Source organism: Phycicoccus sp. Soil803 (genome assembly GCF_001429685.1).
Taxonomy (GTDB): domain Bacteria; phylum Actinomycetota; class Actinomycetes; order Actinomycetales; family Dermatophilaceae; genus Pedococcus.
In genome coordinates, this window is record NZ_LMST01000001.1 from 703,214 (window position 1) to 729,422 (window position 26,209).

Annotated in this window: 26 protein-coding genes; 14 read left to right on the forward strand and 12 right to left on the reverse strand. The window is 71.5% G+C overall.

The genetic code is table 11. The annotated features are described in order from the left end of the window. The first annotated feature begins 39 nt into the window (after window positions 1-39). Together ASG95_RS03385 and ASG95_RS03390 are read left to right on the forward strand one after the other, a co-directional pair. Window positions 40-951, forward strand: coding sequence for a hypothetical protein (locus ASG95_RS03385; RefSeq protein WP_057376554.1), 912 nt, complete (start codon window positions 40-42; stop codon window positions 949-951). Between the two features lie 92 nt (window positions 952-1,043). Continuing rightward, window positions 1,044-1,973: an aldose 1-epimerase family protein gene (locus ASG95_RS03390; protein ID WP_235543299.1), complete on the forward strand. Its 930-nt coding sequence runs from the start codon at window positions 1,044-1,046 to the stop codon at window positions 1,971-1,973. Here the strand turns inward: ASG95_RS03390 and ASG95_RS03395 are convergent. Beyond that, window positions 1,966-3,312, reverse strand: a complete 1,347-nt coding sequence (locus ASG95_RS03395; protein ID WP_057376556.1) for an MFS transporter — start codon at window positions 3,310-3,312, stop codon at window positions 1,966-1,968. The genes ASG95_RS03390 and ASG95_RS03395 overlap by 8 nt on opposite strands. Before the next feature lie 114 nt (window positions 3,313-3,426). Here ASG95_RS03395 and ASG95_RS22260 point away from each other — a divergent pair, with 114 nt between their 5' ends. The 3 genes from ASG95_RS22260 to ASG95_RS03410 are packed head-to-tail and all read left to right on the forward strand — an operon-like array spanning window position 3,427 to window position 5,483. Continuing rightward, entirely contained in the window at window positions 3,427-3,822 is a 396-nt protein-coding gene (locus tag ASG95_RS22260) for a cold-shock protein (RefSeq protein ID WP_056922210.1), read from the forward strand. Next, entirely contained in the window at window positions 3,822-4,559 is a 738-nt protein-coding gene (locus ASG95_RS03405) for a DUF3027 domain-containing protein (RefSeq protein WP_056922211.1), read from the forward strand. The genes ASG95_RS22260 and ASG95_RS03405 overlap by 1 nt, the downstream gene beginning before the upstream one ends. A gap of 18 nt (window positions 4,560-4,577) precedes the next feature. After that, complete coding sequence (locus ASG95_RS03410; RefSeq protein ID WP_200961864.1) at window positions 4,578-5,483, forward strand: helix-turn-helix domain-containing protein; 906 nt, start codon at window positions 4,578-4,580, stop codon at window positions 5,481-5,483. Window positions 5,484-5,854: 371 nt separating this feature from the next. Here the strand turns inward: ASG95_RS03410 and ASG95_RS03415 are convergent, their stop codons facing one another. Next, window positions 5,855-6,121 carry a DUF2530 domain-containing protein gene (locus ASG95_RS03415; protein ID WP_057376558.1) on the reverse strand — a complete coding sequence of 89 codons (267 nt, stop codon included), beginning with the start codon at window positions 6,119-6,121 and terminating at the stop codon, window positions 5,855-5,857. A 54-nt stretch (window positions 6,122-6,175) separates the two neighbouring features. On the opposite strand from ASG95_RS03415, the gene ASG95_RS03420 reads away from it, so the two are divergent. From ASG95_RS03420 to ASG95_RS03430, 3 genes are all read left to right on the forward strand, one after another. Next, complete coding sequence (locus tag ASG95_RS03420; protein WP_057376559.1) at window positions 6,176-7,687, forward strand: NCS2 family permease; 1,512 nt, start codon at window positions 6,176-6,178, stop codon at window positions 7,685-7,687. 209 nt (window positions 7,688-7,896) lie between these two features. Further along, a complete protein-coding gene (locus ASG95_RS03425; protein ID WP_057376560.1) occupies window positions 7,897-8,364 on the forward strand; it encodes a MarR family transcriptional regulator in 468 nt (155 codons plus the stop codon). Then, window positions 8,361-9,659 (forward strand): MFS transporter, encoded by a 1,299-nt coding sequence (locus ASG95_RS03430; protein WP_057376561.1) that lies wholly within the window; start codon window positions 8,361-8,363, stop codon window positions 9,657-9,659. The genes ASG95_RS03425 and ASG95_RS03430 overlap by 4 nt, the downstream gene beginning before the upstream one ends. Before the next feature lie 171 nt (window positions 9,660-9,830). Here ASG95_RS03430 and ASG95_RS21705 read toward each other — a convergent pair whose 3' ends face one another. The 3 genes from ASG95_RS21705 to ASG95_RS03445 all read right to left on the reverse strand — a co-directional run bounded on the left by ASG95_RS21705 (window position 9,831) and on the right by ASG95_RS03445 (window position 13,736). After that, a complete protein-coding gene (locus ASG95_RS21705) occupies window positions 9,831-11,096 on the reverse strand; it encodes a lytic murein transglycosylase (protein ID WP_057376562.1) in 1,266 nt (421 codons plus the stop codon). A 281-nt stretch (window positions 11,097-11,377) separates the two neighbouring features. Next, a complete protein-coding gene (gene serC / locus ASG95_RS03440; protein ID WP_057376563.1) occupies window positions 11,378-12,499 on the reverse strand; it encodes a phosphoserine transaminase in 1,122 nt (373 codons plus the stop codon). Window positions 12,500-12,638: 139 nt separating this feature from the next. After that, entirely contained in the window at window positions 12,639-13,736 is a 1,098-nt protein-coding gene (locus ASG95_RS03445) for a citrate synthase 2 (RefSeq protein ID WP_056922219.1), read from the reverse strand. A 91-nt stretch (window positions 13,737-13,827) separates the two neighbouring features. On the opposite strand from ASG95_RS03445, the gene ASG95_RS03450 reads away from it, so the two are divergent. Further along, window positions 13,828-14,427, forward strand: a complete 600-nt coding sequence (locus ASG95_RS03450; RefSeq protein ID WP_162259351.1) for a pentapeptide repeat-containing protein — start codon at window positions 13,828-13,830, stop codon at window positions 14,425-14,427. Between the two features lie 69 nt (window positions 14,428-14,496). Here the strand turns inward: ASG95_RS03450 and ASG95_RS03455 are convergent, their stop codons facing one another. After that, window positions 14,497-15,372: an NYN domain-containing protein gene (locus ASG95_RS03455; RefSeq protein ID WP_057376565.1), complete on the reverse strand. Its 876-nt coding sequence runs from the start codon at window positions 15,370-15,372 to the stop codon at window positions 14,497-14,499. Between the two features lie 59 nt (window positions 15,373-15,431). On the opposite strand from ASG95_RS03455, the gene ASG95_RS03460 reads away from it, so the two are divergent. Beyond that, the gene (locus ASG95_RS03460; RefSeq protein WP_057376566.1) at window positions 15,432-16,706 is read left to right on the forward strand and encodes an MFS transporter; all 1,275 of its coding nucleotides are present in this window, start codon (window positions 15,432-15,434) and stop codon (window positions 16,704-16,706) included. On the opposite strand, the gene ASG95_RS03465 is transcribed toward ASG95_RS03460, so the two are convergent. Further along, window positions 16,703-17,368 (reverse strand): response regulator transcription factor, encoded by a 666-nt coding sequence (locus ASG95_RS03465; protein WP_057378697.1) that lies wholly within the window; start codon window positions 17,366-17,368, stop codon window positions 16,703-16,705. The two genes, ASG95_RS03460 and ASG95_RS03465, sit on opposite strands and share 4 nt — an antisense overlap. Continuing rightward, window positions 17,365-18,546 (reverse strand): sensor histidine kinase, encoded by a 1,182-nt coding sequence (locus ASG95_RS03470; protein WP_057376567.1) that lies wholly within the window; start codon window positions 18,544-18,546, stop codon window positions 17,365-17,367. Before ASG95_RS03470 ends, ASG95_RS03465 begins: the two co-directional genes overlap by 4 nt. A 196-nt stretch (window positions 18,547-18,742) precedes the next feature. Between ASG95_RS03470 and ASG95_RS03475 the strand changes: the two genes are divergently transcribed. Continuing rightward, entirely contained in the window at window positions 18,743-19,444 is a 702-nt protein-coding gene (locus ASG95_RS03475; protein ID WP_057376568.1) for a hypothetical protein, read from the forward strand. A 140-nt stretch (window positions 19,445-19,584) separates the two neighbouring features. On the opposite strand, the gene ASG95_RS03480 is transcribed toward ASG95_RS03475, so the two are convergent. Both ASG95_RS03480 and ASG95_RS03485 read right to left on the reverse strand, forming a co-directional pair. After that, complete coding sequence (locus ASG95_RS03480; protein WP_057376569.1) at window positions 19,585-20,499, reverse strand: oxygenase MpaB family protein; 915 nt, start codon at window positions 20,497-20,499, stop codon at window positions 19,585-19,587. Then, window positions 20,496-20,897, reverse strand: coding sequence for a hypothetical protein (locus ASG95_RS03485; protein ID WP_056922226.1), 402 nt, complete (start codon window positions 20,895-20,897; stop codon window positions 20,496-20,498). The genes ASG95_RS03480 and ASG95_RS03485 overlap by 4 nt, the downstream gene beginning before the upstream one ends. 57 nt (window positions 20,898-20,954) lie before the next feature. Between ASG95_RS03485 and pdxH the strand changes: the two genes are divergently transcribed. Further along, window positions 20,955-21,635 (forward strand): pyridoxamine 5'-phosphate oxidase, encoded by a 681-nt coding sequence (pdxH, locus tag ASG95_RS03490; RefSeq protein ID WP_057376570.1) that lies wholly within the window; start codon window positions 20,955-20,957, stop codon window positions 21,633-21,635. A 73-nt stretch (window positions 21,636-21,708) separates the two neighbouring features. On the opposite strand, the gene ASG95_RS03495 is transcribed toward pdxH, so the two are convergent. Continuing rightward, on the reverse strand, window positions 21,709-22,212 hold the full coding sequence (locus ASG95_RS03495; protein WP_057376571.1) for a phosphate-starvation-inducible PsiE family protein: 504 nt from the start codon (window positions 22,210-22,212) through the stop codon (window positions 21,709-21,711). Window positions 22,213-22,417: 205 nt separating this feature from the next. Here ASG95_RS03495 and edd point away from each other — a divergent pair, with 205 nt between their 5' ends. Beyond that, window positions 22,418-24,343 carry a phosphogluconate dehydratase gene (gene edd, locus ASG95_RS03500; protein ID WP_057376572.1) on the forward strand — a complete coding sequence of 642 codons (1,926 nt, stop codon included), beginning with the start codon at window positions 22,418-22,420 and terminating at the stop codon, window positions 24,341-24,343. After that, window positions 24,340-25,059, forward strand: coding sequence for a bifunctional 4-hydroxy-2-oxoglutarate aldolase/2-dehydro-3-deoxy-phosphogluconate aldolase (gene eda / locus ASG95_RS03505; protein WP_082592299.1), 720 nt, complete (start codon window positions 24,340-24,342; stop codon window positions 25,057-25,059). Before edd ends, eda begins: the two co-directional genes overlap by 4 nt. A 384-nt stretch (window positions 25,060-25,443) precedes the next feature. Here the strand turns inward: eda and ASG95_RS03510 are convergent, their stop codons facing one another. Next, on the reverse strand, window positions 25,444-26,088 hold the full coding sequence (locus ASG95_RS03510) for a malonic semialdehyde reductase (protein ID WP_057376573.1): 645 nt from the start codon (window positions 26,086-26,088) through the stop codon (window positions 25,444-25,446). Between the last annotated feature and the right edge of the window lie 121 nt (window positions 26,089-26,209).

A 26,209-nucleotide genomic window follows, 5' to 3' on the forward strand; every position in this document is an offset into this window, starting at 1 on the left:
GGCTCGTCACCCACACTGGGGTGAACGAGAGGAGGCGCCATGTCGGAGCCCACCGGACCCGCCAGGCCCCGCAGCACCAAGGGGTCGGCGAAGACGAGCCAGGACCCGTCGGCCGGGGAGCCCCAGGCGGACGCCCCACAGGCTGCCGACCCGCAGGCCACCGCACCGCAACCCGCGACGCCGGCTCCCACCCAGCCACTGCCCGCAGCGGCCGCCTCCGGGCCAGCCGTGTCCGAGGCCGCCCCGGCCGGGCCTTCGCCCGCCGGTCCGCCGAGCGGCCCGCCGAGCGGCCCGCCGCCCGCCGCACCTCCCGGGGGCCCGTTCGGACCCCCCACCGGTGGCCCAGGGGGGCCGCCGCCGAAGGGACCCGGGCTCTGGCACCAGGCGACCTCGACGACTGGCGGCCTGATCGCCGTGGTGGTCGCCGCCGCGCTCGCCACCTTGCTGGTGCTGGGCACCGTCGCGACCGTCGGTCTCGTCGCGGTGCGGGCCGCACACCACGACGGCAGCGACCGGGTCGAGCGGATCCGTGAGGACGGCCGACAGGGCCTTCCGCCCGGCCAGCAGCGCAAGCTCGACCGCTTGCCGCAAGGGCCCGAGATGCCACGTCGCCAGGGCGGCGGGCTCGGCGACGGTCTCGGTGACGACGAGGGCGACGGCATGGGCGGGCTGATGCGCGGGGCGATGGGGCTCGGCAACGTCCAGCACGGCGAGTTCACCGTGCAGCAGGACGGCAAGGCTGTCGTCATGACGGTCCAGCGCGGCACGGTCACCAAGGCGAGCGCCACCTCCGTCACGGTCAAGAGCGACGACGCGTTCACCGCGACCTACGTCATCGGCGACGACACCCGCACCAGGAAGGGTGCCCCGGCCGTGGGTGACTCCGTGCTCGTGGTCGCCGAGAAGACCGGCGCCAAGGCGGTCCTCATCGCGGCCACCCGCAAGGGCTGACGACCTCCGCGCTGTTCGCCGACGACTTGCCGGTGCCTCCCGGCGAGCCGTCGGCAGGCCGGGGGGAGTCTCGTGGCACTAGCGTGAGCGGCGTGACGACCTCTCCCAGCGGCGAGCAGTGGACCCTTCGGGACGGACGCCAGGAGGCCACCATCGTCGAGGTCGGCGGCGGCCTGCGGACCTATCGCGTCGACGGCACCGACGTGGTGGCCGGCTACGGCGACGACGAGGTGTGCCGCGCTGGTCGCGGCCAGGTGCTGATGCCCTGGCCCAACCGGATCCGCGACGGGAAGTACACCTTCGACGGGTCGGACCTCCAGCTCGGCCTCAGCGAGCCCCTGCTGCACAACGCCAGCCACGGCCTGGTGCGCTGGGCCACCTGGCAGCTGCACTGGCACGCCGACGACTGGTCGGCGCTCACCGTCCGCACCCGGCTGCACCCGCAGCCGGGCTGGGACGCGACCCTCGACCTCAGCGTCAACTACGTGCTCGAGCCACGCGGGCTCGTCGTCAGCGTGCACGCGTCGAACGTCGGCGCCAGGTCGGCGCCCTTCGGCTTCGGGGCGCACCCCTACATCGCCCTCGGCGACACCCCGCTGGCCGACGTCGAGCTCACCATCCCGGCGGCCGTCGAGGTGCTGGTCGACGAGCAGCTGGTGCCGACCGGGACCGCCGCCGTGCGACCCGAGGTCGACTTCCGCACGCGTCGGCCACTCGGCGCCACGGCCCTCGACACGGCCTTCACCGAGCTGACCCGCACCCGGGCCGACGGAGGGTGGGAGGTCGTCGTCGGAGGTCTCGAGACCGGTGACGTCGGCGTCTGGGGCAACGAGGCGCTCGACTGGGCGCAGGTCTTCACTGCGAAGGGCAAGGACACCGGGGTCGACGGGGTGCGCGGCATCGCGGTCGAGCCCATGTCGTGCCCCGCCAACGCCTTCAACACCGGCGACGGCCTGGTCGTGCTGGCTCCCGGCGACTCGTGGTCGGCCCGGTGGGGGATCGAGCCCGCAGCGCTCAGCTGACCGCGGGGCGAGGCTCGGCTGAGGACTTCTCCGACGTCGGCGCCTCCGTCGGCGGCGTCGGCGGGGCAGAGTCGCCCTGGAGACCGTTGACGAACGGGGTGATCCGGCGCTCGAGGGTCAGGGACAGCACCACCATCACCGCGCAGCCGACCACGATCATCGCCACGAAGCCGGTCGACCACTCGTGGTTGAGCATGAACCCGGCCACCACCGGGCCGAGGATGGTGCCGGCCTGGAAGGCTCCGGCGTTGACCGCGTTGTAGCGGCCCCGCAGGTGGTCAGGGGCCATGTCGTTGGTGATCGCCGGGATGGTCGGCTGGAGCAAGGTCTCGCCGAGGGCGAACAAGGCGTGGAAGAGCAGCACACCGGCGGAGGCCGCCACCGTGCCGCTCACGAGCCCGGTGAGGCCCAGGACGATCCAGGCCACCGCCCACAGGGCGACCATCACGATCAGCACCCGCGTGCGTCGCTTGCCGCTGATCCGGCGCAGCACGAAGAACTGCAGGCCGACGATCACGGCGGTGTTGATCGCGAACGCGAAACCGATGACCCCCGTCGAGACGCCGCTGACCTGGCGGGCGAACGCAGGAAAGCCCGCCTCCATCTGGCCATAGCCGATGAACACGCCGAGGAAGGTCATCAGGGTCAGCCACAGCACGGCCGGCTTGCGCAGGATGGTCAGGTAGGACCCCGCGCCCACCTCCTCGTCCTCCGGCTTCTCGGCCCGACCGTGCACGTGCCGCAGCGGCCCCAGCAGGAGCCCGATCGGCACCAGCATGCTGGCGGCGTCGGCCAGGAAGATCACGGTGAACGAGGTCGGGTTGTCGACGTCGGCGTAGAGCCCACCGATCACTCCGCCCAGCCCGATGCCGAGGTTGACCAGGGCGAAGTTGATGCCGAAGTACTGCTGCCGCGCCTGCCCCGTGACCACGGCCGCGACCAGCGCGTTGAAGGCCGGCCACGAGACCCCGAAGTTGAACCCGAGGAACAGGAACCCGACCGCGACGACCAACGGTGTGGTCGCGAACGCCAGCACCACGCAGCCGACCAGCTGTGCGGACGTCCCCCACAGCAGCATGGTGCGGGCACCCAGCCGGTCGGTCAGGGCGCCCGCCGGGCCGGTGACCGCGAGCGCGACGACCGCGATGAAGGCCATCAGCAGCCCAGCGAGGTCGAGCGAGATCCCGCGCACCTCGTGCAGGTAGATCACCGTGAACGGCAGCGTCAGGCCCCGGCCCAGGGTCTGCACGGCAACCGTCGACAGCAGCCAGCGCCCCGCGGGTGGGAGCTCTCCCCAGAACTCACGGATGCTGTGCCCCGATGTCGACTGCTCGCTCACCGGTGAATCCTCCCTCACGCCACCGACAGGACTCAAAAGGATTTGGACGCACCCGATAACCTTGCGAGTGCGCATTGGCGCACACACACTTTTTTCGAGGCAAGAGGAAGTCAAGTGCCTACTGGCAAGGTCAAGTGGTACGACGCGGAGAAGGGCTTCGGCTTCATCTCCGACGACGACGGGAGCGACGTGTTCCTGCACGCGAACGCCCTTCCCGAGGGCGTCGCGACGCTCAAGGGCGGCACCCGCGTGGAGTTCAGCGTGGCCGAGGGCCGTCGCGGCACGCAGGCGCTGCAGGTGACCCTGCTCGAGGCCGCGCCCACCGTCACTGCCGGCAAGCGCGAGGCGTCGCGCAAGTCCCCCGAGGACCTCGCGCCGCTCGTCGAGGACGCCATCAAGCTGCTCGACAACGCATCCAACTCGCTGCGGCGCGGTCGGCGTCCCGAGAAGGACCACGCCACCAAGCTGGCCGCTGTCCTGCGGTTCCTCGCCGACCAGATCGACCCGTGATGGCGACCCACAAGGAGGACGCCGTCCTGGCCGCCGCCGTCGACCTCGCTCGCGAGGCCGCCGAGTCGATCGCCGAGCGCGGCACCGTCGGCGACCACCTCGGCATGGAGATGGACGACGAGCGGCTCGCCACGCACTACTTCGCCTGCACCGCGAGCTCCTACCCGGGCTGGCGCTGGGCGATCACCATCGCCCGCGTGCCGCGGGGCAAGACCGCGACGGTGTGCGAGACCAACCTCGTCCCCGGTGACGGAGCGTTGCTCTCGCCCGAGTGGCTCCCGTATGCCGATCGGCTGGCTCCCGGCGACCTCGGCGCGGGCGACGTGCTCCCCTACAAGGAGGACGACCCGCTGCTCGAGGCCGGGTTCGAGGCGACCGGCGACGAGGAGGTTGACGAGCTGGCCGCCTACGAGCTGGGCCTGGGCCGCAAGCGCGTCCTGTCGGCCGAGGGTCGCGAGGCAGCGGCACAGCGGTGGTACGAGGGCGAGAGCGGCCCGCACGCCGATGTCGCAGAGAAGGCTCCGGCCCCGTGTTCGTCCTGTGGGTACTTCCTCCCGATGGCGGGTGCACTTCGCTCTTTTTTCGGCGTGTGCGCCAACGCCTGGTCACCTTCCGACGGTCGCGTCGTAAGTCTTGACCACGGCTGCGGCGCCCACTCCGAGGTCGATGCCGAGCCCGCCGAGCCGATGCCGGTCGGGCAGCCCATCGTCGACGAGATCGCCTACGACCTCGTCTGACCTGCCGAGCTGAGCCACGTGCCTTCACCCAAGGGAGAGCGCGAGCGCGGAGTCTCGCTGCCGCGCGAGTGGAGCTCGATCCGTGAGCTGCGACAGGCCAGGGGCATGTCGCAGTCGCGGCTCGCCGAGCTGTCCGGGGTCAGTGAGCGGACCGTCCGCGCCATCGAGGGCGGCGCTGTGGGTCGCCCCCAGCACGAGTCGCTGCGCCGCCTCGCCACCGTGCTTGCCTACGGCGACACCCACCGGGCGCGCCTGGTGGAGCGGTGGACCGGGGGGACCGCCCACCTCACCCCCGACGGCCTGGGCATCCCCGACTGGGAGGTCCTCTACCGCCGCATGGGCACCCGCACGCCGGCCGACGGCGGCCAGATGTCGACGGTGATCTGCGAGCTCACCGTCGGGTCGGATCGCCTCCCTCGGCTCCTGCGCTACACGCACGGCCACGAGCAGATGAGTGCCTCCGGCTCCCCGGTGGTCTGGAAGCTCACGAGCGGGCTGCCGTTCGACCTCTCCGCGGTCCGGTTCGAGGTGCTGACCGGCGGGGTCCTCGACGACTTCTTCGTCCACGGTGACATGGCCGCGCTGGCGATCCGACCCGATCCGCTCCAGGCCCGGAACGGCCCGTTCCTGGTCGAGTACTCAGTGGACTTCAGTGGGGTCGAGCCACTGGATGACACCGTGGAGCGCGAGTGGATGTACGCCTCGACGTCGCCCCTGCAGCTGGGGGCCATGGTCGTGCGGTTCACGGGGGATGGCCCGGAGCGGCTCTGGTCGGTGCGGGGAGCCTCGGCCACCACGTCCGAACGGCAGGGGCGCATCCAGGTCGCACCCAACGGCAGCGCCCAGGTCTGCTTCCAGGACCTCGTGGGGGTCTTCGGCATCCAGTGGGAGTGGGGCGACGAGACCCCGGCAGAGCGGCAGTAATCCCGGCAGAAACCGGCCACGCCGTTCCACGCAGGGTTCTGCCGGTGCACGCTGTTCCCGGCCTGCTCCTCAGGGGTGGTCCTGCCGGTGACCGTGTGTCCGCCGGGTCGGGACCGCGCCGGAAGAACGGCTGCGGGGGGAACGTAGGAGGGGCTGGTTGGCACGGTGACCACGCAGCCGGTGGCCGTGCCAACCAGCGCTGCCCCTGGGCGGGGGCACCCGGCATACCTCGTGCGCTTACCGGCCAATTGGCCGACTTTCTCGGGGCTGGGAGGTGTTGGCGCACGGACTCCCGGCCAATTGGCCGACTTTCTCGGGGCTGGGAGGTGCTGGCGCGCGGACTCCCGGCCAATTGGCCGACTTTCTGGGGGCTACTGGGCGCCGGCGGCGTTGCCGCGACCGCGGCGCACGTACGAGAGACCGATGAGGCCCAACGCGATCCCGGCCACCGGGACCCAGGGCCACCAGTCGCGCTCGCCCTCGTGCAGTGCCGGGACGGCGAGGATCACGACCAGCGCCACGAGCCAGGCGAGCTCGCCCCAGAGCACGACGCGGGCGGTGCTGACGGCGAGTGGCTTCAGCTCGTCCACCGGCTCTCCGTCCGTGCCCGGTCGGGGCCGACCCTGCGACTCGCTCATGCGGGCAGCGTAGCCTTCACGATTCGGAAACACGCAGGCCCTACCCTGCTGCCCATGGCCAAGCCCTCATCCTCGCCCAAGGCGGCGCAACGTCCCTCCCCGGCCCGGTCCGGTGGTCTCGACGGCTTCTTCCGGATCACCGAGCGTGGCTCGACCCTCAGCCGCGAGGTCCGCGGTGGGTTGGTCACCTTCTTCACGATGGCTTACATCGTGGTTCTCAACCCGCTGATCATCGGCACCCAGCAGGACGGCGTCGGCCAGTTCCTCGGTGGTGGCGACATCGTGAAGGCCCAGACCCTCGTCGCTGCGGGCACGGCGCTCGTCGCCGGGGTGATGACCTTGCTGATGGGCATCGTCGCGAACTACCCACTCGCGCTCGCCACCGGTCTCGGCCTCAACGCCTTCGTCACCTTTGGCATCGCCAAGCTGCCGGAGATGACCTGGGCCGACGCCATGGGCCTGATCGTCATCGAGGGCGTGATCATCCTCGTGCTCGTGCTGACCGGTTTCCGGCAGGCGGTGTTCAGGGCGATCCCCGGCCAGCTCAAGACCGCCATCTCGGTGGGCATCGGCCTGTTCATCACGATCATCGGCCTGGTCGACGCGGGCTTCGTGCGTCGCACCGGCACCGGTCCGGTCCCCGTCGAGCTCGGCATCGGCGGCACCCTCAACGGCTGGCCGCTGCTCGTCTTCGTCCTCGGGTTCCTGGCGATCGTCATCATGATGGTCCGCAAGGTGAAGGCCGCCATCCTCTACGGCATCCTGGGCGGCACCGTCCTGGCGATCATCGTCGAGGCGATCGGCAACATCGGCGGCCAGTTCGACGCCACGGGCAAGTTCGTCAACCCGGCTGGCTGGGGCCTCAACGTCCCCGCGCTCCCCGACAAGGTCCTCGACGTCCCCGACTTCTCCCTGATCGGCAACTTCAACCTGCTGGGCTCGTTCGACAAGATCGGCTTCGTCGCGGCGCTCCTGCTGGTCTTCACGCTCCTGCTCGCCGACTTCTTCGACACGATGGGCACGATGGTCGCGGTCGGCGCGGAGGGCAACCTGCTCGACGAGCACGGCAACCCCCCGAACTCCGACAAGATCCTGCTCGTCGACTCGGTGGCCGCCATCGCCGGTGGTGCCGGATCCGTCTCGTCGAACACGTCCTACATCGAGTCCGCGGCAGGGGTCGGCGAGGGCGCCCGCACCGGTCTGGCCTCGGTCGTGACCGGCGTGATGTTCCTGCTCGCGACGTTCCTCGCCCCGCTGGTCAAGGTCGTCCCCTACGAGGCAGCCACCCCGGCGCTCGTGGTCGTCGGCTTCCTGATGATGCAGCAGGTCAAGGGCATCGACTGGGACGACCTCGACATCGCGGTGCCGGCCTTCCTGACGATCGTCCTCATGCCGTTCACCTACTCCATCACCGTCGGCATCGGCGCCGGTTTCGTCGTGTACACCCTGATCAAGGTGGTGCGTGGCAAGGCCTCCGTCATCCACCCGCTGCTGTGGACGGTCTCGGCGTTGTTCGTCCTCTACTTCGCGATCACCCCGATCAAGGAGGTCCTCGGCGTCGGCTGACCCCAGCCCGGCCAAGACCACCACGCAGGTATGCCGCGTGGCCCCCTGAGCGGGCCGCGCGGCATACCTGCGTCTGGGTAGGCGTCGCCTCCGCGCGGCCTGTTGGAAGCAGAACTTCCGGATATCCGGAAGTTTCGCTTCCAACAGAACGCGCAGAAATACTTAGCACAGGTAATGAGTTATGCTAAGTATCGACAAGGAGAGAAACCATGACACCACCCCCCGCACGCGCGCGTCGCGCTGCTGACGCTGGTCTCTCGCCCTCCGCCGTCTCCGCCCTCGCGGGTGAGCTCCGTCTCGCCTGCATGCGCATCAGCCGCCGAGTGCGGTTCGAGAGCACGCATGTTGTTGCGCCGCACCAGTTCTCGGTGCTCTGCCGCCTCGAGGAGGCGCCGCGCACCCCGAGTGAGCTCGCGGAGATCGAGAAGGTGAGCGCACCCAGCATGACCCGCACCGTCGCCGCACTGGTCGAGCGCGGACTCGTCGAGCGCACCGACGACCCGGCTGACCGCCGCCAGGTGATCCTGTCGCTCACCCGCGACGCGACCGTCCTGCTCAAGGACATCCGCCGCAAGCGCGACGCCTGGATGTCCGTCCGCGTCGGCCGCCTGACGGCCGAGGAGCAGGACGTCCTGCACCAGGCCTCGGCCATCCTCACGCGGGTGGCCAACGAGTGAGCCCGACCTTCTCCTCGCTCGACGTCCGCAACTACCGCATCTATGCCGCCGGTGCCTTCATCTCCAACATCGGCACCTGGATGGGCCGGGTCGCCCAGGACTGGCTGGTGCTCACCGAGCTGACCAACCACTCGTCCTCGGCGCTCGGCATCGTCACCGGGCTGCAGTTCCTGCCGTTCCTGCTGCTCGCCCCGTGGGCCGGCATGATCGCCGACCGCTACCCAAAGCGGCGGATCCTGGCCATCACCCAGACCTCGCTCGCCCTGTCGTCGCTCGCCCTCGGCCTCCTGGTCATCAGCGGCGCCGCGGAGCTCTGGATGGTCTACGGCATCGCGCTGTTCACCGGGGTCGCCACCGCGGTCGACAACCCGGCCCGCCAGACCTTCGTCTCCGAGATGGTGCCCCGCGACCGGCTGGCCAACGCCGTCTCGCTCAACAGCGCATCGTTCAACGCCGGTCGGCTCGTCGGCCCCGGCGTCGCCGGACTGACCATCGCGGCGTTCAGCACCGGCTGGACCCTGATGCTCAACACGCTGACCTTCGTCGCCGTGCTGCTCGCGCTCGCGTCGATGCGAAGCAGCGAGCTGCGACCGGCGCCGGCGCTGGCCCGCGGCAAGGGTGCGATCCGCGACGGTGTCGCCTACGTCCGCAGCCGGCCCGACATCCAGCTGGTCATGGTGCTGGTCTTCGTGCTGGGCACGTTCGGCATGAACTTCCAGATCACCACCGCGCTGATGGCCACCAAGGAGTTCGGCAAGGGTCCCGAGGAGTACGGGCTGCTCGGCTCCATCATGGCGATCGGGTCGCTCACCGCCGCGCTGCTCTCGGCCCGTCGGGCCAGGCCACGGCTGCGGATCCTGCTGGTCGCCCTGGTCGGGTTCACCATCTCGAGCGGCCTGGCCGCGCTGGCGCCGAGCTATCCGCTCTTCGCGCTGGCGCTGGTGCCGGTGGGCCTGTCCGCGCTCACCGCGCTGACCACCGCGAACGCCATGGTCCAGCTCAGCGTCGACCCGGCGATGCGGGGCCGGGTGATGGCCCTCTACATGGCGATCTTCATGGGCGGCACCCCGCTGGGCGCGCCCGTGATCGGCTGGATCGGCGACGTCTGGGGTCCGCGCTGGACTATCGGCATCGGCACCATCGCGATCGGCATCACCATCGTGGTGGTGTCGGTCTGGATGGCCAGGCACGAGAATGTCCAGGTGACCTACGAGTCCCAGCGTCGCCCGCGCATCCGGATCCGCACCCTCCCGCAGCCCGAGGTCTCGGAGCCGGTGCCCGAGGCGGTTCGGTGACGCCGGTCTTCCGGCGCCGCGTGACGATCGCCGTGCTCGTCATCGTCGTGGCCGCGGCCGTCGTCGCCAGCTTCCTGCGCTGACCTTCCTCGACTTCTGGCCAGCCAGATCGCACCGGGGGGCTGAAACCGGGCGCGCACCCTGCACCCGTGGTCAGAAGTGCCGGTTAGGTCAGTGGTGCAGGTTGCAGATGATGACGATGCCCAGGGCGTTGAGGCCGGGGTCGTAGCCGGCGGGGCACTTCCCACCGACCGGCAGCACCGTCAACGGCAGCGGTGACGTGGTCGGGCTGGGCGTCGGGCTGCTCGGCGTGGGGGTCGGGCTCGGCGTGGGGGTGCTCCCGGTGCCGCCGCCGACCACCCCACCGACGATGCCGCTGACCACGTCGGTCACGCTGCCGCCGCTGGTCGCCGAGGGCGAGGGCGTCGGGCTGGTCGAACCGCCCGTGCCGCCACTGGTCCCCCCACTGGTCCCGCCGGTGCCGGGCTTCGTGGCCGAGCCCCCCTTGCCGGGCTTGGACGACGACCCCGCGGCGGGCTGGGAGGCCTTCGCCGGGTCGTAGCTCGCCATCGGCCGGGGCTCGCCCGACGGGAGGTAGGGGGAACCGTTGCGCTGCGACTCGCTGAGGTCCGAGCCGGGCACGACGGTGTAGCCACCGCGGTAGCCGGCCGCGATCGCCAGCACCTGGTCGGCGTAGGCGTCGCTGTGGTTGTAGCGCAGCACGGCCGAGCGGGCGCCGGAGTCGGTGCTGAGGTCGCCGGGGCCGGAGCACAGGTAGACGGCGGTGGCCGTCGCGGCGTCGGCGATGTTCTGGGGGTCCTTGCGACCGTCACCGTTCGCGTCCACGCCGACCACGCGCCAGGTGCCGGGGATGAACTGCATCGGCCCGACGGCGCGGTCCCACGAGGTGTCGCGGTCGTACGCGCCCCCGTCGGTGTCGCGGATGGTCGCGGTGTTGTTGCTGCCGTTGAGCGGTATGCCGTAGATGCCGGGACGGACCGTGCCGTCCCGGTCGATGCCGTTCCCGCCGTAGCGCCCGTGGTTGGACTCGACCTTGCCGATGGCTGCGATCAGCGCCCAGTCGATGCGGCACTCCGCGTCAGCGGCATCCACGATCGTGGCGGCCCGGCGGTAGGCGTCGAGCGCAGCGGCAGGGATGCCGTTGGCGCTCATCGAGGAGGGCAGCCCGGCCGGCTGGTAGAGCGGTGTGGGGTCGGCCTCGTCCGGAGCCGGGAGCTCGGGCAGCGACGGCAGCACGGGCGCGTCGAGCCGGTTGAGCGCGGTGTCGGGCACGGTCACCAGGGGCGTCGAGTCGGCGACGATGTCGGTCGCCGGGTGACCACCGGTCGCGGCGAGGGCGATCCCGCTCGCGACGAGCACGATCGCGGGCACGGCTCCGGCAGCGGTCCGCCACGGCAGTCGCATCGTGCGTGTCATCGTCCGGCTCCTCGACGTCGCTGTCAGTCCCAGGGTTGTACGTGGGTCAACGACTCGCTCGGCCCGAGGTTACGCGCGGTCACTGGCCTGCTGGGCTGGAATCGGCTCACAAAACGGCAGTTGCGTGGCAAACCGGGCATCTGCAGGTGAGCGCGTGCGGCCGCAACTGCCGTTGTGCAGTGCGGGGTGCTGGGCGCGGGGTGCGGGGTGCTGGGCGCGGGGTGCGGGGTGCGGGGTGCGGGGCGCGGGGTGCAGTGCGGGGTGGAGGGTGCGGTGGAGGGTCAGCCCACCACGTGCTCGATGCAGGCAATCAGGGCCGACACGTCCTCGGGATCCACGGCGGGGAAGGTCGCCACCCGGAGCTGGTTGCGCCCCAGCTTGCGGTAGGGCTCGACGTCCACCACGCCGTGCGCGCGCAGCGTCTTCGCGATGGCGCTCGCGTCGACGTCGTCGGCGAAGTCGATCGTGGCCACCACCTGCGAGCGCGCGGCCGGGTCCGCGACGTACGGCGTCGTGTATGCCGTGCGCTCGGCCCAGTCGTAGAGGCGTCCGCTGGAGTCGGCGGTGCGCTTGACGGCCCAGTCGAGCCCGCCCTGCTCGTTGATCCAGTCCACCTGGCTGCGCAGCAGCGCGAGGGTGCCGAGGGCGGGCGTGTTGTAGGTCTGGTTGAGGCGGCTGTTGGTCACGGCCGTCGGCAGGCTGAAGAAGTCGGGCACCCAGCGACCCGACGCGGCGATCTCGTCCACCCGGGCCAGCGCGGCGGGGGAGAAGGCCGCGAACCACAGGCCACCGTCGGCGGCGAAGCACTTCTGTGGGCCGAAGTAGTAGACGTCGGACTCGGCGACGTCGACCGGCAGACCACCGGCGCCGGAGGTGGCGTCGACGAGCACGAGCGCTCCGTCGTCGGCCCCGTCGACCCGCTTGACCGGCGCCATCACGCCGGTCGAGGTCTCGTTGTGCGGCCACGCGTAGACGTCGACCCCGGCCTCGGCCCGCGGCGCGGCCAGCGTGCCCGGGTCGGCCTTGATGACGGTCGAGTCGCTGAGGAAGGGCGCATTCTGCGTCACCGAGGCGAACTTCGAGGAGAACTCGCCGAAGGCCAGGTGCTGGGCGCGCTCGCGCACCAGCCCGAAGGCGGCGATGTCCCAGAAGGCCGTCGAACCGCCGTTGCCGAGGATGATCTCGTAGCCCTCGGGCAGGCTGAACAGGTCGGACAGGCCCTCCCGGACCGCGCCGACGAGGTTCTTCACCGGTGCCTGGCGGTGCGAGGTGCCGAGGAGCGTGGTCCCCAGGCTGGCGAGGTAGTCGACCTGCTCGGGTCGCACCTTGGACGGCCCGGAGCCGAACCGGCCGTCCTTGGGCAGCAGGTCGGCGGGGATCGTGGGCGTCGCAGTCTCGGTCACGCGGTCAGTCTCTCACCCCGTCCCGAGGCGTGGGACGTGAGGTCCACCACCCGGACCGGCAGCGGGGTGAACGCCCTCGGTTCGAGGTATTCGGCGACCAGATCCCGGTAGCGGAATACCTCGAACCCGGGGCTGGGGCTCAGCCCTGGTAGCCCTTGACGGCGTCGAGCCCGCGCGGGCCCTCGCCGATGTAGCGCGCGGAGGGGCGGATCAGGCGGCCGGTCTTCTTCTGCTCGAGGATGTGCGCGGACCAGCCGGCGGTGCGCGCCGACACGAACAGCGGCGTCATCATGTCGCCGGGTACGTCGGCGAAGTCGAGCAGCACGGCCGCCCAGTAGTCGACGTTGGTCTCCAGCACGCGGTCGGGCTGGCGCTCGCGCAGCTCGGTCAGCGCAGCCTGCTCGAGCTCGAGGGCCACGTCGTAGCGCGGGGCACCGAGTCGCTTGCAGGTGTCACGCAGGACGGCGGCGCGCGGGTCGTAGGCGCGGTAGACGCGGTGGCCGAAGCCCATCAGGCGCTCGCCGCGGTCGAGGACGTCCTTGACGTAGGCCCGGGCGTCGCCGCTGCGCTCGACGCCCTCGATCATGTGCTGCGCGCGGGAGGGGGCGCCACCGTGCAGCGGACCCGAAAGTGCCCCGATGGCCCCCGACAGGCACGCGGCGACATCGGCGCCGGTCGAGGCGATCACCCTGGCGGTGAAGGTCGACGCGTTCATGCCGTGCTCGGCCGCGGAGGTGAAGTAGGAGTCGATCGCCTCGACGTGCTTGGGGTCGGGCTCGCCGCGCCAGCGGATCATGAAGCGCTCGACGATCGTGCGGCCCTCGTCGACGCGGGCCTGCGGCACCATCGGGCTGTGCTGGCCGTGCGCGGACTGCGCGATGAACGACAGGATCATCACCGACGCGCGGGCCAGGTCGTCCCGGGCCTGTTCGGGGGAGATGTCGAGCAGCGGCTTGAAACCCCACAGCGGCGCGAGCTGGGCGATCGCCGACTGGGCGTCGACCCGGATGTCGCCGGTGTGCACGGGCAGCGGGAACGGCTCGGCCGGCGGGAGGCCGGGGTCGAACTCGTTGTCGACCAACAGCCCCCAGACCTGCCCGAAGCTGACCTTGCCGACGAGGTCCTTGAGGTCCACGCCGCGGTAGCGCAGTGAACCGCCTTCCTTGTCGGGTTCGGCGATCTCTGACTCGAAGGCGATGACGCCCTCGAGGCCCGGCTTGAAGTCGCTGTCGGACATCGGTGTCCTCTCGGCATTCTGGTGTCGGTGGGGGCAACCCGGTGGGGCGCCCGCATTCCTACTGGCGGGTTCATTCTGCACTGTCTGCCCGATGAGCCACTATGGGCCGATGCTCAAGGCTGAGACGGACTACGACGGACAGGTCTTCACCGACGACCTCAGCGGCGCCTCGGCGGGCGGTGCGCGGTTCCTCGAGTGCACCTTCCAGCGGTGTGACCTGAGCGAGCTGCGCGCCCCACGGGCGCGGTTCTCCGAGACCAGCCTGTATGCCGTGCACGGAGCGGGCCTCGACCTCGCCGAGTCGACGTGGGCCGACTGCCTCGTGCAGGGGGCTCGGCTGGGCGCGGTGGCCCTCTACGGGTCGGAGCTGGCGCGGGTGCGGTTCGAGGGGTGCAAGGTGGAGTTCCTCAACATGCGGGGTGCGACGCTCCTCGACGTCGAGTTCGTCGACTGCCAGCTGGTGGAGGTCGACTTCGGCGAGGCGAAGCTGACGCGGGTGTCGTTCGAGGGGTGCCGGCTGGTGTCGCCCGACTTCACCAAGGGCACCTTCAAGGACGTCGACCTGACCGGCGCAGACCTCGCCGGTCCGCGTGGGGTGGCCGGACTGCGGGGTGCCACGGTATCGGCGCTCCAGCTGATCGACCTCGGCCCTGCCCTGGCCGACGAGCTCGGCCTGAAGGTCGCCGACTGAGCTCCCGGGTCGCGCCTGGCTCCCGGGTCGCGCCTGGCTCCCGGGTCGCGCCTGGCTCCCGGGNGGCGCCTAGGCCTTGCGGGCCTGGCGCTTGTCGCGGACCGACATGGTGTTGCCCTCGGTGCGGACCTCGAAGAGCTCAGTCGCCTTGAGCAGCTTGCTCAACGAGGCGTAGCCGTGGTTGCGGGAGTCGAAGGACGACTGGTTCGAGATGCTGTTGCCGACCGCGCCGACGCTGGCCCAGCCGTCGTCGTCGGCGGCCCGGGACACGGCGTTGCGCAGCAGCCGCACCAGGCCACCGTCCTGGCGGAGATCGGCCGTGGTCCGGCGGGCCGGGGTGGCCTCCACCTTGGGGGCGGCTTTCGCAGCAGCCTTGGTCGCGCTCTTCTTGGTGGCCTTCGTGGCCCTGCCCTGCGCGCCGGAGGAACCGGATGCGGCAGCCGGCGCCTCGGCTGCCGGGGCGGTGGCGTCGACCTGCGGGGGCGCCTCGTCCAGCCGCGCCTCGTCCGGGTCGGCCAGCTGGTCGAGGAAGAGGAACTTGGTGCAGGCCGACCGGAACGGCTCGGGCGTCTTGCGCTCGCCGAACCCGTAGACGGCTGCACCCTTCTCGCGCAGGTGCATCACCAGCGGCGTGAAGTCGGCGTCGGACGAGACGATCCCGAACGCGTCGGGGTGGTCGTTGTAGAGCAGCGCCATCGCGTCGACGACCATCGCCATGTCGCTGGCGTTCTTGCCGCGGCTGTAGTCGTACTGCTGCACCGGCCGGATCGCCCGAGAGTGCAGCACCTCCGCCCACGGCCGCAACCCAGCCTTGGTCCAGTTGCCGTAGGCGCGACGGATGCTGGTCTCGCCGTAGGCGCTGAGCTCGTTGAGGATCAGGTCGAGCTTCGCGGCCGAGGAGTTGTCGGCGTCGATGAGCAGGGCGATCCGGGCGCGGGGGTCCATGGCCCCGACGCTACGGCACCCGGCGTCGCGGCCGCGGCCACGCGGCATACAGTCGCTTCGTGCCGTTGCTCCTCGACCTGACTCCCTTGCGGGACAACGCGCCGTACCGGCGGCTGTATGCCGGGTTCACCCTCTCGAACGTCGGCTCGCAGATGGCCGTGGTCGCGATCGGGTTGCAGGTCTACGCGATCACCCGCTCCACCGCGGCCGTCGGCCTCGTCGGGCTGTGCGCCCTCGTGCCACTGGTGTTCATGGGGCTCTACGGCGGCACGCTGGTCGACCACTTCGATCGGCGCAAGGTCGGGCTCATCGGGCAGGCCGTCGGCTTCGGGTCCAGCCTCCTGTGCGCCCTGCAGGCCTGGCTCGGCAACACCCACGTCTGGGTGCTCTACGCGTTGGTGGGCTTGTGGAACGGCGCCTTCGCGGTTTCGTCGGCGGCCCGGTCGTCGATCTACCCGCGCATCCTCGAGCGCGACCTGCTGCCCGCGGCGAACGCGCTGTCGGTGTTCGCGATGAGCGCGTCGATGACCGTCGGGCCGCTGCTCGCGGGGGTGCTGGTCGACTGGGATGGCTTCAAGGCCGCCTACACCGCGGACGCGCTGATCACGACCGCCGCACTCTGGGGCCTGGCCAAGCTGCCGTCCCTCCCGCCAGAACCCGAGGAGGGCGCCGCCCTGACCCGGCCGGGGCTGCGGTCGGTGCTCGACGGGTTCGCGTTCCTGACGACCCGACCCAACGTGCGGATGACCTTCGTCGCCGACATCTGCGCCATGCTGCTGGCCCAGCCGCGGGTGCTCTTCCCCGCGGCGGGTGCCGTGATCTTCGGTGGTGGCGCCAAGACGGTCGGTGCGCTCTCGGCTGCCGCGGCGGTCGGCGGGATCCTGGCGATGTTCTTCTCCGGCCAGCTCGGTCACGTGCGGAGGCAGGGCGTGGCGATCCTGGTGTCGATCGTGGGCTGGGGGTTCGCGATCGCGGGGTTCGGGGGAGCGATGCTCGCCGCAGGCGGCGTGCTGTCGCGGGGCGCGGCCCTGTGGCTGGGGCTCGTGGCGATGGCCGTCGCGGGCGCGTCCGACTCGGTCAGTGCGGTCTTCCGCACGACGATCCTGCAGGCAGCCACCCCCGACCACCTGCGCGGGCGGCTGCAGGGCGTGTTCATCGTCGTGGTCGCCGGTGGACCGAGGCTGGGGGAGATGGCCGGCGGCTTCCTGGCCAACGGCATCGGGGAGGCCCGCACCGCTGTGGTCGGCGGGTTCGCCTGCGTCCTCGCGATCGTCGTCCTGGCCCGGCTCCAACCGGGCTTCGTGCGCTACGACGCACGCCACCCCACGCCCTAGCCGGGGCTTCCCGGCGCGACCAGCCCGAGCTCGTAGGCCGCCACGACCGCCTGCACCCGGTCGCGCAGCCCGAGCTTCATCAGGACGTTCGAGACGTGCGTCTTGATCGTGGCCTCGCCGAGGTAGAGGTCGGCGGCGATCTCGGCGTTGGACAGCCCGCGGGCGATGAGCGTCAGGACGTCACGCTCGCGTTCGGTGAGGGCATCCAGCGCCGAGGAGCGGACCGTCCGGGGCGTCGGCGCGCCGGCGAACCGCTCGATCACCCGGAGCGTCACCGACGGGTCGAGCAGCCCACCGCCCGAGGCGACCGTCCGCACGGCTGCCACCAGCTGCTCGGGCGGCGACACCTTGAGCAGGAAACCGCTGACGCCCGAACGCAACGCCCCCTCGACGTACTCGTCCTCCCCGAACGTCGTCAGGATGACGACCCGCGTCTGCGGCCTGGCGGCCATGACCCGTCGCGCCGCCTCGATCCCGTCGACCCTCGGCATGCGCACGTCCATCAGCACGACGTCTGGGGTGAGCTCGAGCGTGGCGGCCTCCGCGCCCTCGCCGTCGCCGACCTCGCCGACGACCTCGATGTCGGGCTCGGCGCTCAGCACCATGCGCAGCCCGACGCGCACCATCGCCTCGTCGTCCACCAGGAGCACCCGGATGCTCACGCCCACTCCCTCCGGATCGGCAGCCGCACGTCGACCTCGAAACCGCCGCCCACGATCGGCCCGACCGTCAGGCTTCCCCCGAGCATGTCGACCCGTTCCCGCATGCCGACGAGGCCGTGGCCCCCTAGGGTGGCTGGGTCGGTGTCCGGGTCGTCAGGATGCCCGGAGCCGGGTCCGTCGTCGGTGACCGTGAGGCGAACCACGTTGTCCTCGTTGACGACTCGTACGAACACCTGGGCTCCGGGGGCGTGTCGGAGCACGTTGCTCATCGCCTCCTGCACGATCCGGTATGCCGCGGTGTCCAGTGCCTTGGGCAGCCCCTCGAGCGTGCCACGCACCTCGAGCGACACGGGCAGCCCGGTGGCCCGCACGTCCGCCACGAGGTCCTCGAGCCGGGCCAGCGACGGGGGAGGCGCGCCGTCGACGGCGTCGCCGCGCTCGCGCAGGAGTCCCACCGTGGCCCGGAGCTCCTCGACCGACTGACGACCCAGGCGTTCGAGCCCCAGCATCACGTCGCGCTCGGCTGGGTGGTCGACCAGCACGGCGTCGAGCTGCCGACGCAGCCCGCCGAGCTGCAACGTCATGACGCTGACCGAGTGCGCCACCGAGTCGTGCACCTCCCGGGCGATGCGGGCCCGCTCCTCGACCACCGCTGCACGGGCGCTGGCCTCGCGGCGAGCGTCGAGCTCGGTGGCGAGCGCGATGACCTGGCGGCTGCGCTCGCGCTCCCGCCGGACCAGCGTGCCGACCCACCAGGCCGGCACGAACACCGCCGGGAAGAAGACGGTGTCCCAGCTGAGCCCGCTGTAGAGGCCCGCGGTGACGATGAAGACGCCCACCGAGGCGACCACCGCGAGGCGGGACGTCCGCCGGGATGCCGCGAACCCGGCATACGCCGTCGCCACGAGAGCGGCGATCAGGCCGGCGCCGCCCGGTCCGGGTGCACCCAGCAAGGCGGAGACCGGGTAGAAGCAGGCGACCACGAAGGCTCCGGCGACCGGCCACCGCACGGCCACCGCGAAGCCGGCGGCGATCACCGCGGACGCGACGGCGAGGACCCCGAAGTGCGGTCGGAACTCGGGGTCGGACCACGCCTCCACCAGACCGAGCAGGCCGAGCGCCACGGCCGCGACGGCTGGCACCACACGGTGGTCGCGCAGGGCGATGGCTCGAGACATGGCGAAAACAGTAGGGCGCTTGCCGAGCACGCGTATCCCACTTGAGGAGGAGCGGCGGCCCGACCGACTCCGCCTCGCGGGGGAGGAGAGGTCGGTGCCCCTCGACGGATCTGCGGTGAGGTGCCGGGCCGGGACTGTTGGGGCAACGCCGAGAGACGGCGACGGCCGACCGGCCACCTCACGAAAGGACCCGACCGTGACCAGCACGACGACACGGACCACGCCCACCACCAACCAGACCGACGTCGCCTCGCCGCGCCGGGTGCCCAGCCGGGCCATGGCCGTCGCCGGCGGGATCGCCCTGGTCGCCGGACCCCTGCTCTGGGCCGGCGGCATGGTCACCTCTCCCGAGCAGGCGAGCATGGCCGACGCCGACTACATCGCCTCACTCACCCGCGACACGACGATGACGCAGATCTCGGCGCTGTTCCTGCACTACGGCAACCTCGTCATCGCGCTCGGCATCCTCGCCGGCCCGAGGCTGGTGCGCGGAGCCCGGGGGCTGCGACTGGCCGTCGCGGGGGCGCTCGCCACGGCGATCGGCTTCGCGAACGTCTCCGGGATGGTGCTCAGCGACTGGTGGAACGCCTCCGCCGGCACCCACCTCAGCTCCGACCAGGCGGTCGAGGTGTTCCGCGGCTTCAAGACCGGGTCGCTGCTGCCCTTCTGGGACGGCACCGAGCCGTTCAGCCTGCTCGGCCCGTTGCTGCTGCTGGCCGGCCTCGCCCGTGCCGGCGTCCTCGGCTGGTGGACCATGGCGCTCATCGTCGGCGGGGTGGCCGGCCTGATGGTCTTCGGGGCGACCAGCCCCCTGGTGGCTGCGGCCTGCGTGCTCGTCGGGTTCTCGCCCTTCGCGCTCGTGGGGCTGCGCCTCCTGCAACGGAGCCGGCTCGCCTGAGCCAATTCCCAGAGGTATGCCGCGCGGCTGGCTCAGCCGCGCGGCATACCGCGTGGTGCTGGCCAGCTTTCGGCCAATGGCCCGACTTCCCCGGGCTGGTGCGCCCTGCGACAACGGAATGTCGGGCCAATGGCCGGTTCCTAGACGGAGCGGCCGCGGCGCTCGGCGGCCTTGCGGCGTTCGTCGGTCGCGTCCGCCATGGCCCAGCGCACGGTCGAGGTGGCCACCCCGCCCAGCGGCCTGCCGACCAGCCGCTCGGTCACGGGCAGCCACGGCAGCCGCAGCGGCTGACGCGCCCACCGCGGGAGCATCGCCACCGCGCCCGCTGCCAGCGCGGCATACCCGGGCCTGGCAACCAGTGGCAGCGGCGGGTGGACGAGCAGGAAGCGCGCTGCCTCGCGCGCCGCGGCGGTCGACTCGAGCTCGGGCCGGTAGCCCGCGATGGTCGCGCGCAGCGCGGCGACGGTGGTGGGTGGGTCGACCAGCCCCAGGGCCCTCGCGACGATGCCACCCTGCTCGACGTAGCGGTCAGCCTCGGCTGCACTCAGCGGCGTGACCGCGTAGCGCTGGTAGGCGGTGAGGAAGCTGTCGGCCTCGGTCGCGTGCACCCAGGCCAGCAGGTGCGGGTCGCTGGCCGAGTAGGGCCGGCCGTCGGCCGCCTTGCCGCGCACCCGGTCGTGGATCGAGCGGACCCTAGCGATCTGCTCCTGCGCGTGCTCGATGGTGCCGAATGTCGTGGTCGCCAGGAACTCACTCGTGCGCTGGAGCCGCCCCCACGGGTCGCCCTTGTAGCCCGAGTGGCCGGCGACCCCGGCCATCGCCAGCGGGTGCAGTGACTGGAGGAGCAGCGCCCGGATGCCGCCGGGGAACATCGCCGCGTCGGCGTGCACGCGCCAGATCGGGTCGTCCGGCGTGAACCAGCGCGGTCCCTCGGCGCCCCAGATCCGCTCCGCCTTCACCTGCGCGTCGGTGCCGGCGACCCGCGACCGGAGCGCCGACGCGAGCTGGCGGCGGGCTCCGTCGGCCACCGGTGCGAGGGGCGCCAGCAGGGTCATTGCGTGCGCCGAAGCCTGCGTCGCGGGAGCTCCTTCAGGCGCGCGGCGGGGGTGGGGAGGTCGGCGGGGCGCACCCGGGTGGACAGGTCGCTGTTCGCGATCAGCTCGGCGATCGGCGTCGTGGACGTCGGGTGCGCAGCGATCGGGTCGTCCCCGGCGAAGACCACCCACACGGGTTCGCTGTGGTCGGCGCGCGGGTCGAACGTCTTGAGCACCGTCCCCTCGCGCACTGTCGCTGCGTGCTCGATCGCGCGACGCCGGGCCTTCTGCCGGTCGAGCGCGGTCTGGGCGGCCTTCATCGCCGGTTCCTTGGCCTGCTGCGCCAGCACGACGACGTGGGGGCCGTACTTGACGCCCCACTTCACGAGGTTGCCGACTGCCTTGCCTTTGCTGGGCATGCTGCCTCCCTGACTGGTCCGACCTTCACCCTAATCTCGGACGCCTAGTCTTCGACCATGAGCGACGTCCTGCGCACCGACTACAGCGGCGAAGGCATCTCCGAGGCCGAGGTCGCGTCCACCCCGTGGCAGCAGGCCCGGCTCTGGGCCGACGACGCGGTGGCCCGCTCGCAGGTGCACGACGACGTGCCCGAGCCCTACGCCCTCTCGGTCGCGACCGTCGATGCTGCCGGCAGACCCAACGTGCGCACCGTGCTGATGCGCTTCTTCGACGAGCGCGGCCCGGGTTTCGTGACCGGCACCGAGTCGACCAAGGGCCTCGAGATCGCCGCGACCGGGGGCCTCGCGGCGGCACTGACCTGGCCGGCGATGTACCGGGCGATCCGCTTCCGGGGCGTCGCGGAGCAGCTGTCGCGCGACGAGGTCACCGGCTACTTCGGCTCGCGGCCGTGGGCCTCGCGCATCTCCGCGTGGGCCTCGCGCCAGTCCCAGCCCATCGAGGGGCGCCAGGGCCTCGAGGACGCCTACGCGAGGTATGCCGCGCAGTTCCCCGACCACGGCGACCCCACCGACGTGCCCGTCCCCGACTTCTGGGGCGGGTACCGGGTGGTCTGCGACGAGGTCGAGTTCTGGGGCGGCCGCCGCAACCGGCTGCACGACCGGCTCGTCTTCAGCCGGGTCGCGCCCGGCTCGCTCGACGACGCCGACGCCTGGGCCCTGAGCCGCCGCCAGCCCTGACCTCTCCCTTCCCCTCCCGTTCGAGGTATTCCACTACCGGATCCTGGTGGCCGAATACCTCGAACCGGTGGGGTCAGGCGGGATCGGGCTGGGTGTGGGTCTGCACCTCGTCGTCGTTGCCGTGGCCGGAGTTGGCGCCCTCGCTGGGCTCACGCTCCTTGCGCCGCAACAGGAACGACGCCAGGGCCAGCAGGATGATCGTGCCGGACAGCAGACCCATCAGCCGGAGGGTGTCGGCGAACTCGGGCTTGCCCAGCAGGTCGGGGGCCTTGACCGAGAGCACGACGATCTCCTTGATCGAGGCGATGATCCCCACGAGGAGGAACGGCTCGGCCACCAGCTCGCGCCGGTTTAGGGTGGTGCGCACCGCGAACAACAGCTCGACGACGATGAAGACGAGCAGGAGCAGGTCGAGGATGTCGGCCACGACTTCGACCACGGTGCCGCTGCCGAGGTCGCCGAAGGTCAGGGCCGTCTTGCCGATCACGACGGCCGCCACGGCGAACAGGATCACCGCCACCGCGAGGTAGACGACGTTCTCCACCCGCTCGATGGTCTCCTCGATCCAGTCCGTCATGGCCTCATCCTGCCCGGTTCGAGGTATTCGGCGGCCGGATTCCGGTAGCGGAATACCTCGAAGCGGAAATCTCTACTCGTCCGTATCCCGGGACGGTCGGAAAGCAGCGAGTGGCCTGCCTCACACTTGTGAACGGAATCACACGCGCGCGCCAACGTCGCCGTTCGCGCGGTCCCCGTCCCGACCGCCGAATCCGAGGAGCCCCATGGCGCCCGCCGACCCCACCGCCGTTCCGCCGACCCCGCCGCCCCCTGCCATCCACCCCGTCGTCGCCGACGTCACCGCCCGGGTGACCGACCGCAGCCGGCCCAGCCGCACGGCATACCTGCAGCGGATCTCGCGCGCTGCCTCCGAGCTGAGCCTGCGCCCGGCGCGCACCGACCTCGGGTGCTCCAACCTCGCCCACGCGGTCGCCGCGTGCGGAGGCAGCGACCGCACCGTGATGGCCGCCGACACCGGCGTGAGCCTCGGCATCGTCACGTCCTACAACGACATGCTCTCGGCGCACGCGCCGTTCGAGCACTACCCGGCAGCGATGAAGCAGACCGCCCGCGAGGTCGGTGCGGTCGCCCGCGTGGCCGGTGGCGTGCCTGCCATGTGCGACGGCATCACCCAGGGGCGGGCCGGCATGGAGCTCAGCCTGTTCAGCCGCGACGTCATCGCGATGTCGGCGGCGATCGCGCTCAGCCACGACGTCTTCGACGGCGTCCTCATGCTCGGCGTCTGCGACAAGATCGTGCCCGGGCTGGTGGCGGGGGCGCTGGCGTTCGGCCACCTGCCGACCGCCCTCGTGCCCGCCGGCCCGATGGCATCGGGTCGCTCAAACGCCGAGAAGGCCGAGACCCGCAAGGCCTTCGCGGCCGGTGAGGTCGGGCGCGACGAGCTGCTCGGGAGCGAGGTCGCGTCCTACCACTCGCCCGGCACCTGCACCTTCTACGGCACCGCCAACTCCAACCAGATGCTCATGGACGTGATGGGCCTGCACCTGCCCGGGGCGGCGTTCATCCACCCCGACGACCCGGTGCGCGACGCCCTGACGGCCGCGACCACCGAGCGGGTCGCCGAGATCGCGGCCTCCGACACGCCCTACGGCATCGGCCAGGTCGTCGACGAGAAGGCGATCGTCAACGGCGTCGTCGCGCTGCTCGCCACGGGTGGTTCGACCAACCACACGATGCACCTCATCTCGATGGCTGCCGCCGCGGGCATCGACCTGACGTGGGAGGACTTCGACGACCTGTCGACCGCCGTCCCCTCCGTCGCCCGGATCTACCCCAACGGCCCGGCCGACGTGAACCACTTCCACGCGGCCGGCGGCACGGCCTTCCTGGTCCGCACCCTCATCGACAACGGGCTCCTCCACGAGGACGTCCTGACCCTCGCCGGTCCGGGGCTGCGGCGCTACACCCAGCGGCCGGTGCTGGTCGGCGGTCGGCTCGAGTTCGTCGACGCCGCAACGGAATCCGGCGACCCTGCCGTGCTGCGTGCGGCCGACGACCCGTTCAGCGTCGACGGGGGGTTGCGGGTCCTCGGCGGCACCCTGGGCCACGCGGTCATCAAGGTGTCCGCGGTGGCGCCCGAGCACCGCGTCGTCGAGGCGCCGGCCCGCGTGTTCACCGACCAGGTCGGCTTCCTCCAGGCGTTCTCGCGGCGCGAGCTCGACCGCGACGTCGTCGTCGTCATCCGTGAGCAGGGCCCGTCGGCCAACGGCATGCCCGAGCTGCACGCCCTGACCCCTTCGCTCGGGGTGCTCCAAAAGCGCGGGTATGCCGTGGCGCTGGTCACCGACGGCCGCATGAGTGGGGCGTCGGGCGCCATCCCGGCCGCCATCCACGTGACGCCCGAGTCGGTGCATGCCGGGCCGATCGCCAAGATCCAGGACGGCGACGTGGTGCGGGTCGACTCGCTGACCGGTCGCCTCGACGTGCTGGTCGACGAGGACGAGTTCGCGGCCCGCGTGCCGTCGCCGCGGGTGAGCGAGGAGGGCATCGGCACCGGCCGGGAGCTGTTCGCGGCCATGCGTGGCGCGGTCGGCCGGGCCGACGAAGGGGCCCACGTCTTCGGCAGCCTCGGGAGGCTGTGGGAGAAGGCCGACGCCGCACCGTTCCTGACCTCGGAGGAGACCCGATGACCACCAGCGCCACCACCACGAACGTCACCACCGGCGTGACCACCACCGGCGTGACCACCACCGATCCCGGAGCGGGCCGCCCTGTCCTGCGCGACGGCGCCGACGTCCTGGCCCTGGCTCCGGTGATCCCGGTCGTCGTGGTCGACACCGTCGAGCAGGCGGTGCCGCTGGCACGCGCACTGGTGCGCGGCGGCATACCGGTCATCGAGATCACGCTGCGCAGCGAGGCCGGGCTCGGCGCCATCGAGGCCGTGGCCGCGCAGGTGGAGGGCATGGTCGTCGGTGCGGGCACCGTGGTGACGCCCGCGCAGGTGCAGCAGGTCAAGGATGCCGGTGCGCAGTTCCTGGTCACGCCGGGCTCCCCGCCGCGGCTGCTCGAGGCGGCCCTGGCCAGCGGCCTCCCGCTGCTCGCGGGCGCGGGCACGCTGACCGAGATGCTGACCCTCGCCGAGGCGGGCCTCGAGGCGATGAAGTTCTTCCCGGCCGAGGCCAGCGGTGGGCGTCCCTACCTGTCGGCCGTCTCCGGGCCGTGTCCGCAGCTGCGGTTCTGCCCGACCGGCGGCATCACCCCCGAGACGGCCGCGGCCTGGCTCGCGCTGCCCAACGTCGGCTGCGTCGGCGGCTCCTGGCTGACGCCGAAAGACGCTGTGGCGCATGAGGACTGGGCCCGGATCGAGGCCCTCGCGGCGGAGGCTGCCGCGCTGCGCCTCGCCTGAAGCACGGGTGGCAACGCGTCGCGTGAGGGGCGACGTGTTGCCACCCGGTGCTCGCCAGACGACCGAAGACGGGCTCGGTGGCGATGAACGGGCAACAGGTCGCCGGACATGGAACAGCCCGTGGGCCTCGCCTCGCCGCGATCGAGCGGCTCGGCGTGCGCAGGGGACGACCTGCGCGGCCCACGGGCTGCGGTGAACTGCTTGGGATTGCGCCGGATGGCGGACCTCGAGCAGTCGAGGTGCGCTAGCGCGCAGTCACCTCACGCGTCCAAATTGAAATCACTTCTTGGACCACCTCCCTTCCGTGTAGCTCGACGCTAAGTCGGGAAGGTCGCCCTGTGCAACAGCTTTCTTGAAGTCGTCGGCTTCGCGAGACGGCCAGGGTCAGACGGAGGTGACGACCTCGTCGTAGTCGAGGCGGGGCAGGCGGTCCATCCAGGCGCCCTCGGCCGGGCGGCCGATGTTGACCACGGCGAGGGTGCGGTGGGCGCCGTCCGGGAAGAACTCGCGGTCCACGCCCGCAGCGTCGAACCCGGTCATCGGGCCGGCCGCGAGGCCCGCCGCGCGGACTCCGAGGATGAAGTAGGCGACCTGGAGGGTGCCGTTGAGCAGGGCCGAGCCCTCGCGCATCTCGTCGTTGCCGGCGAAGATGTCGCGGGCGCCCTCGAAGTGCGGGAACACCTTGCCGAGCTCGTCGTGGAAGTCGGTGTCGGCCGCGAGGACCGCGACCAGGGGAGCGGTTGAGGTCTTCGCCTTGTTGTTGCCGCCCATCAGCTCGACGAGCCGACCGCGAGCCTCGGGGGTGCGCACGAGGACGATCCGCAGCGGCTGGTTGTTCATCGACGTCGGGGCCCACTTGACCAGGTCGTAGATAGCGCGCACCTGCTCCTCGGAGACCGGCTCGTCGGTGAAGGCGTTGGCGGTGCGGGCGTCCCGGAACAGCAGGTCCTGGGCCTCGGGGGAGAGCTCGAGGTGGTCAGCGGCGAACTGCGCCTCGAGATCGGTCAGGGAGTCGTGGGTCTGGGTCATGGGTCGTTGAACAGTCAACTGCATGGTTGCATTCCCCAACCACGAACCCACAGGTCAGAGGCCTGCGAGCACGCTATGGGGAGATTGGGTCGACGTGGGGGAATTGCTCCGTTTGTCGCCC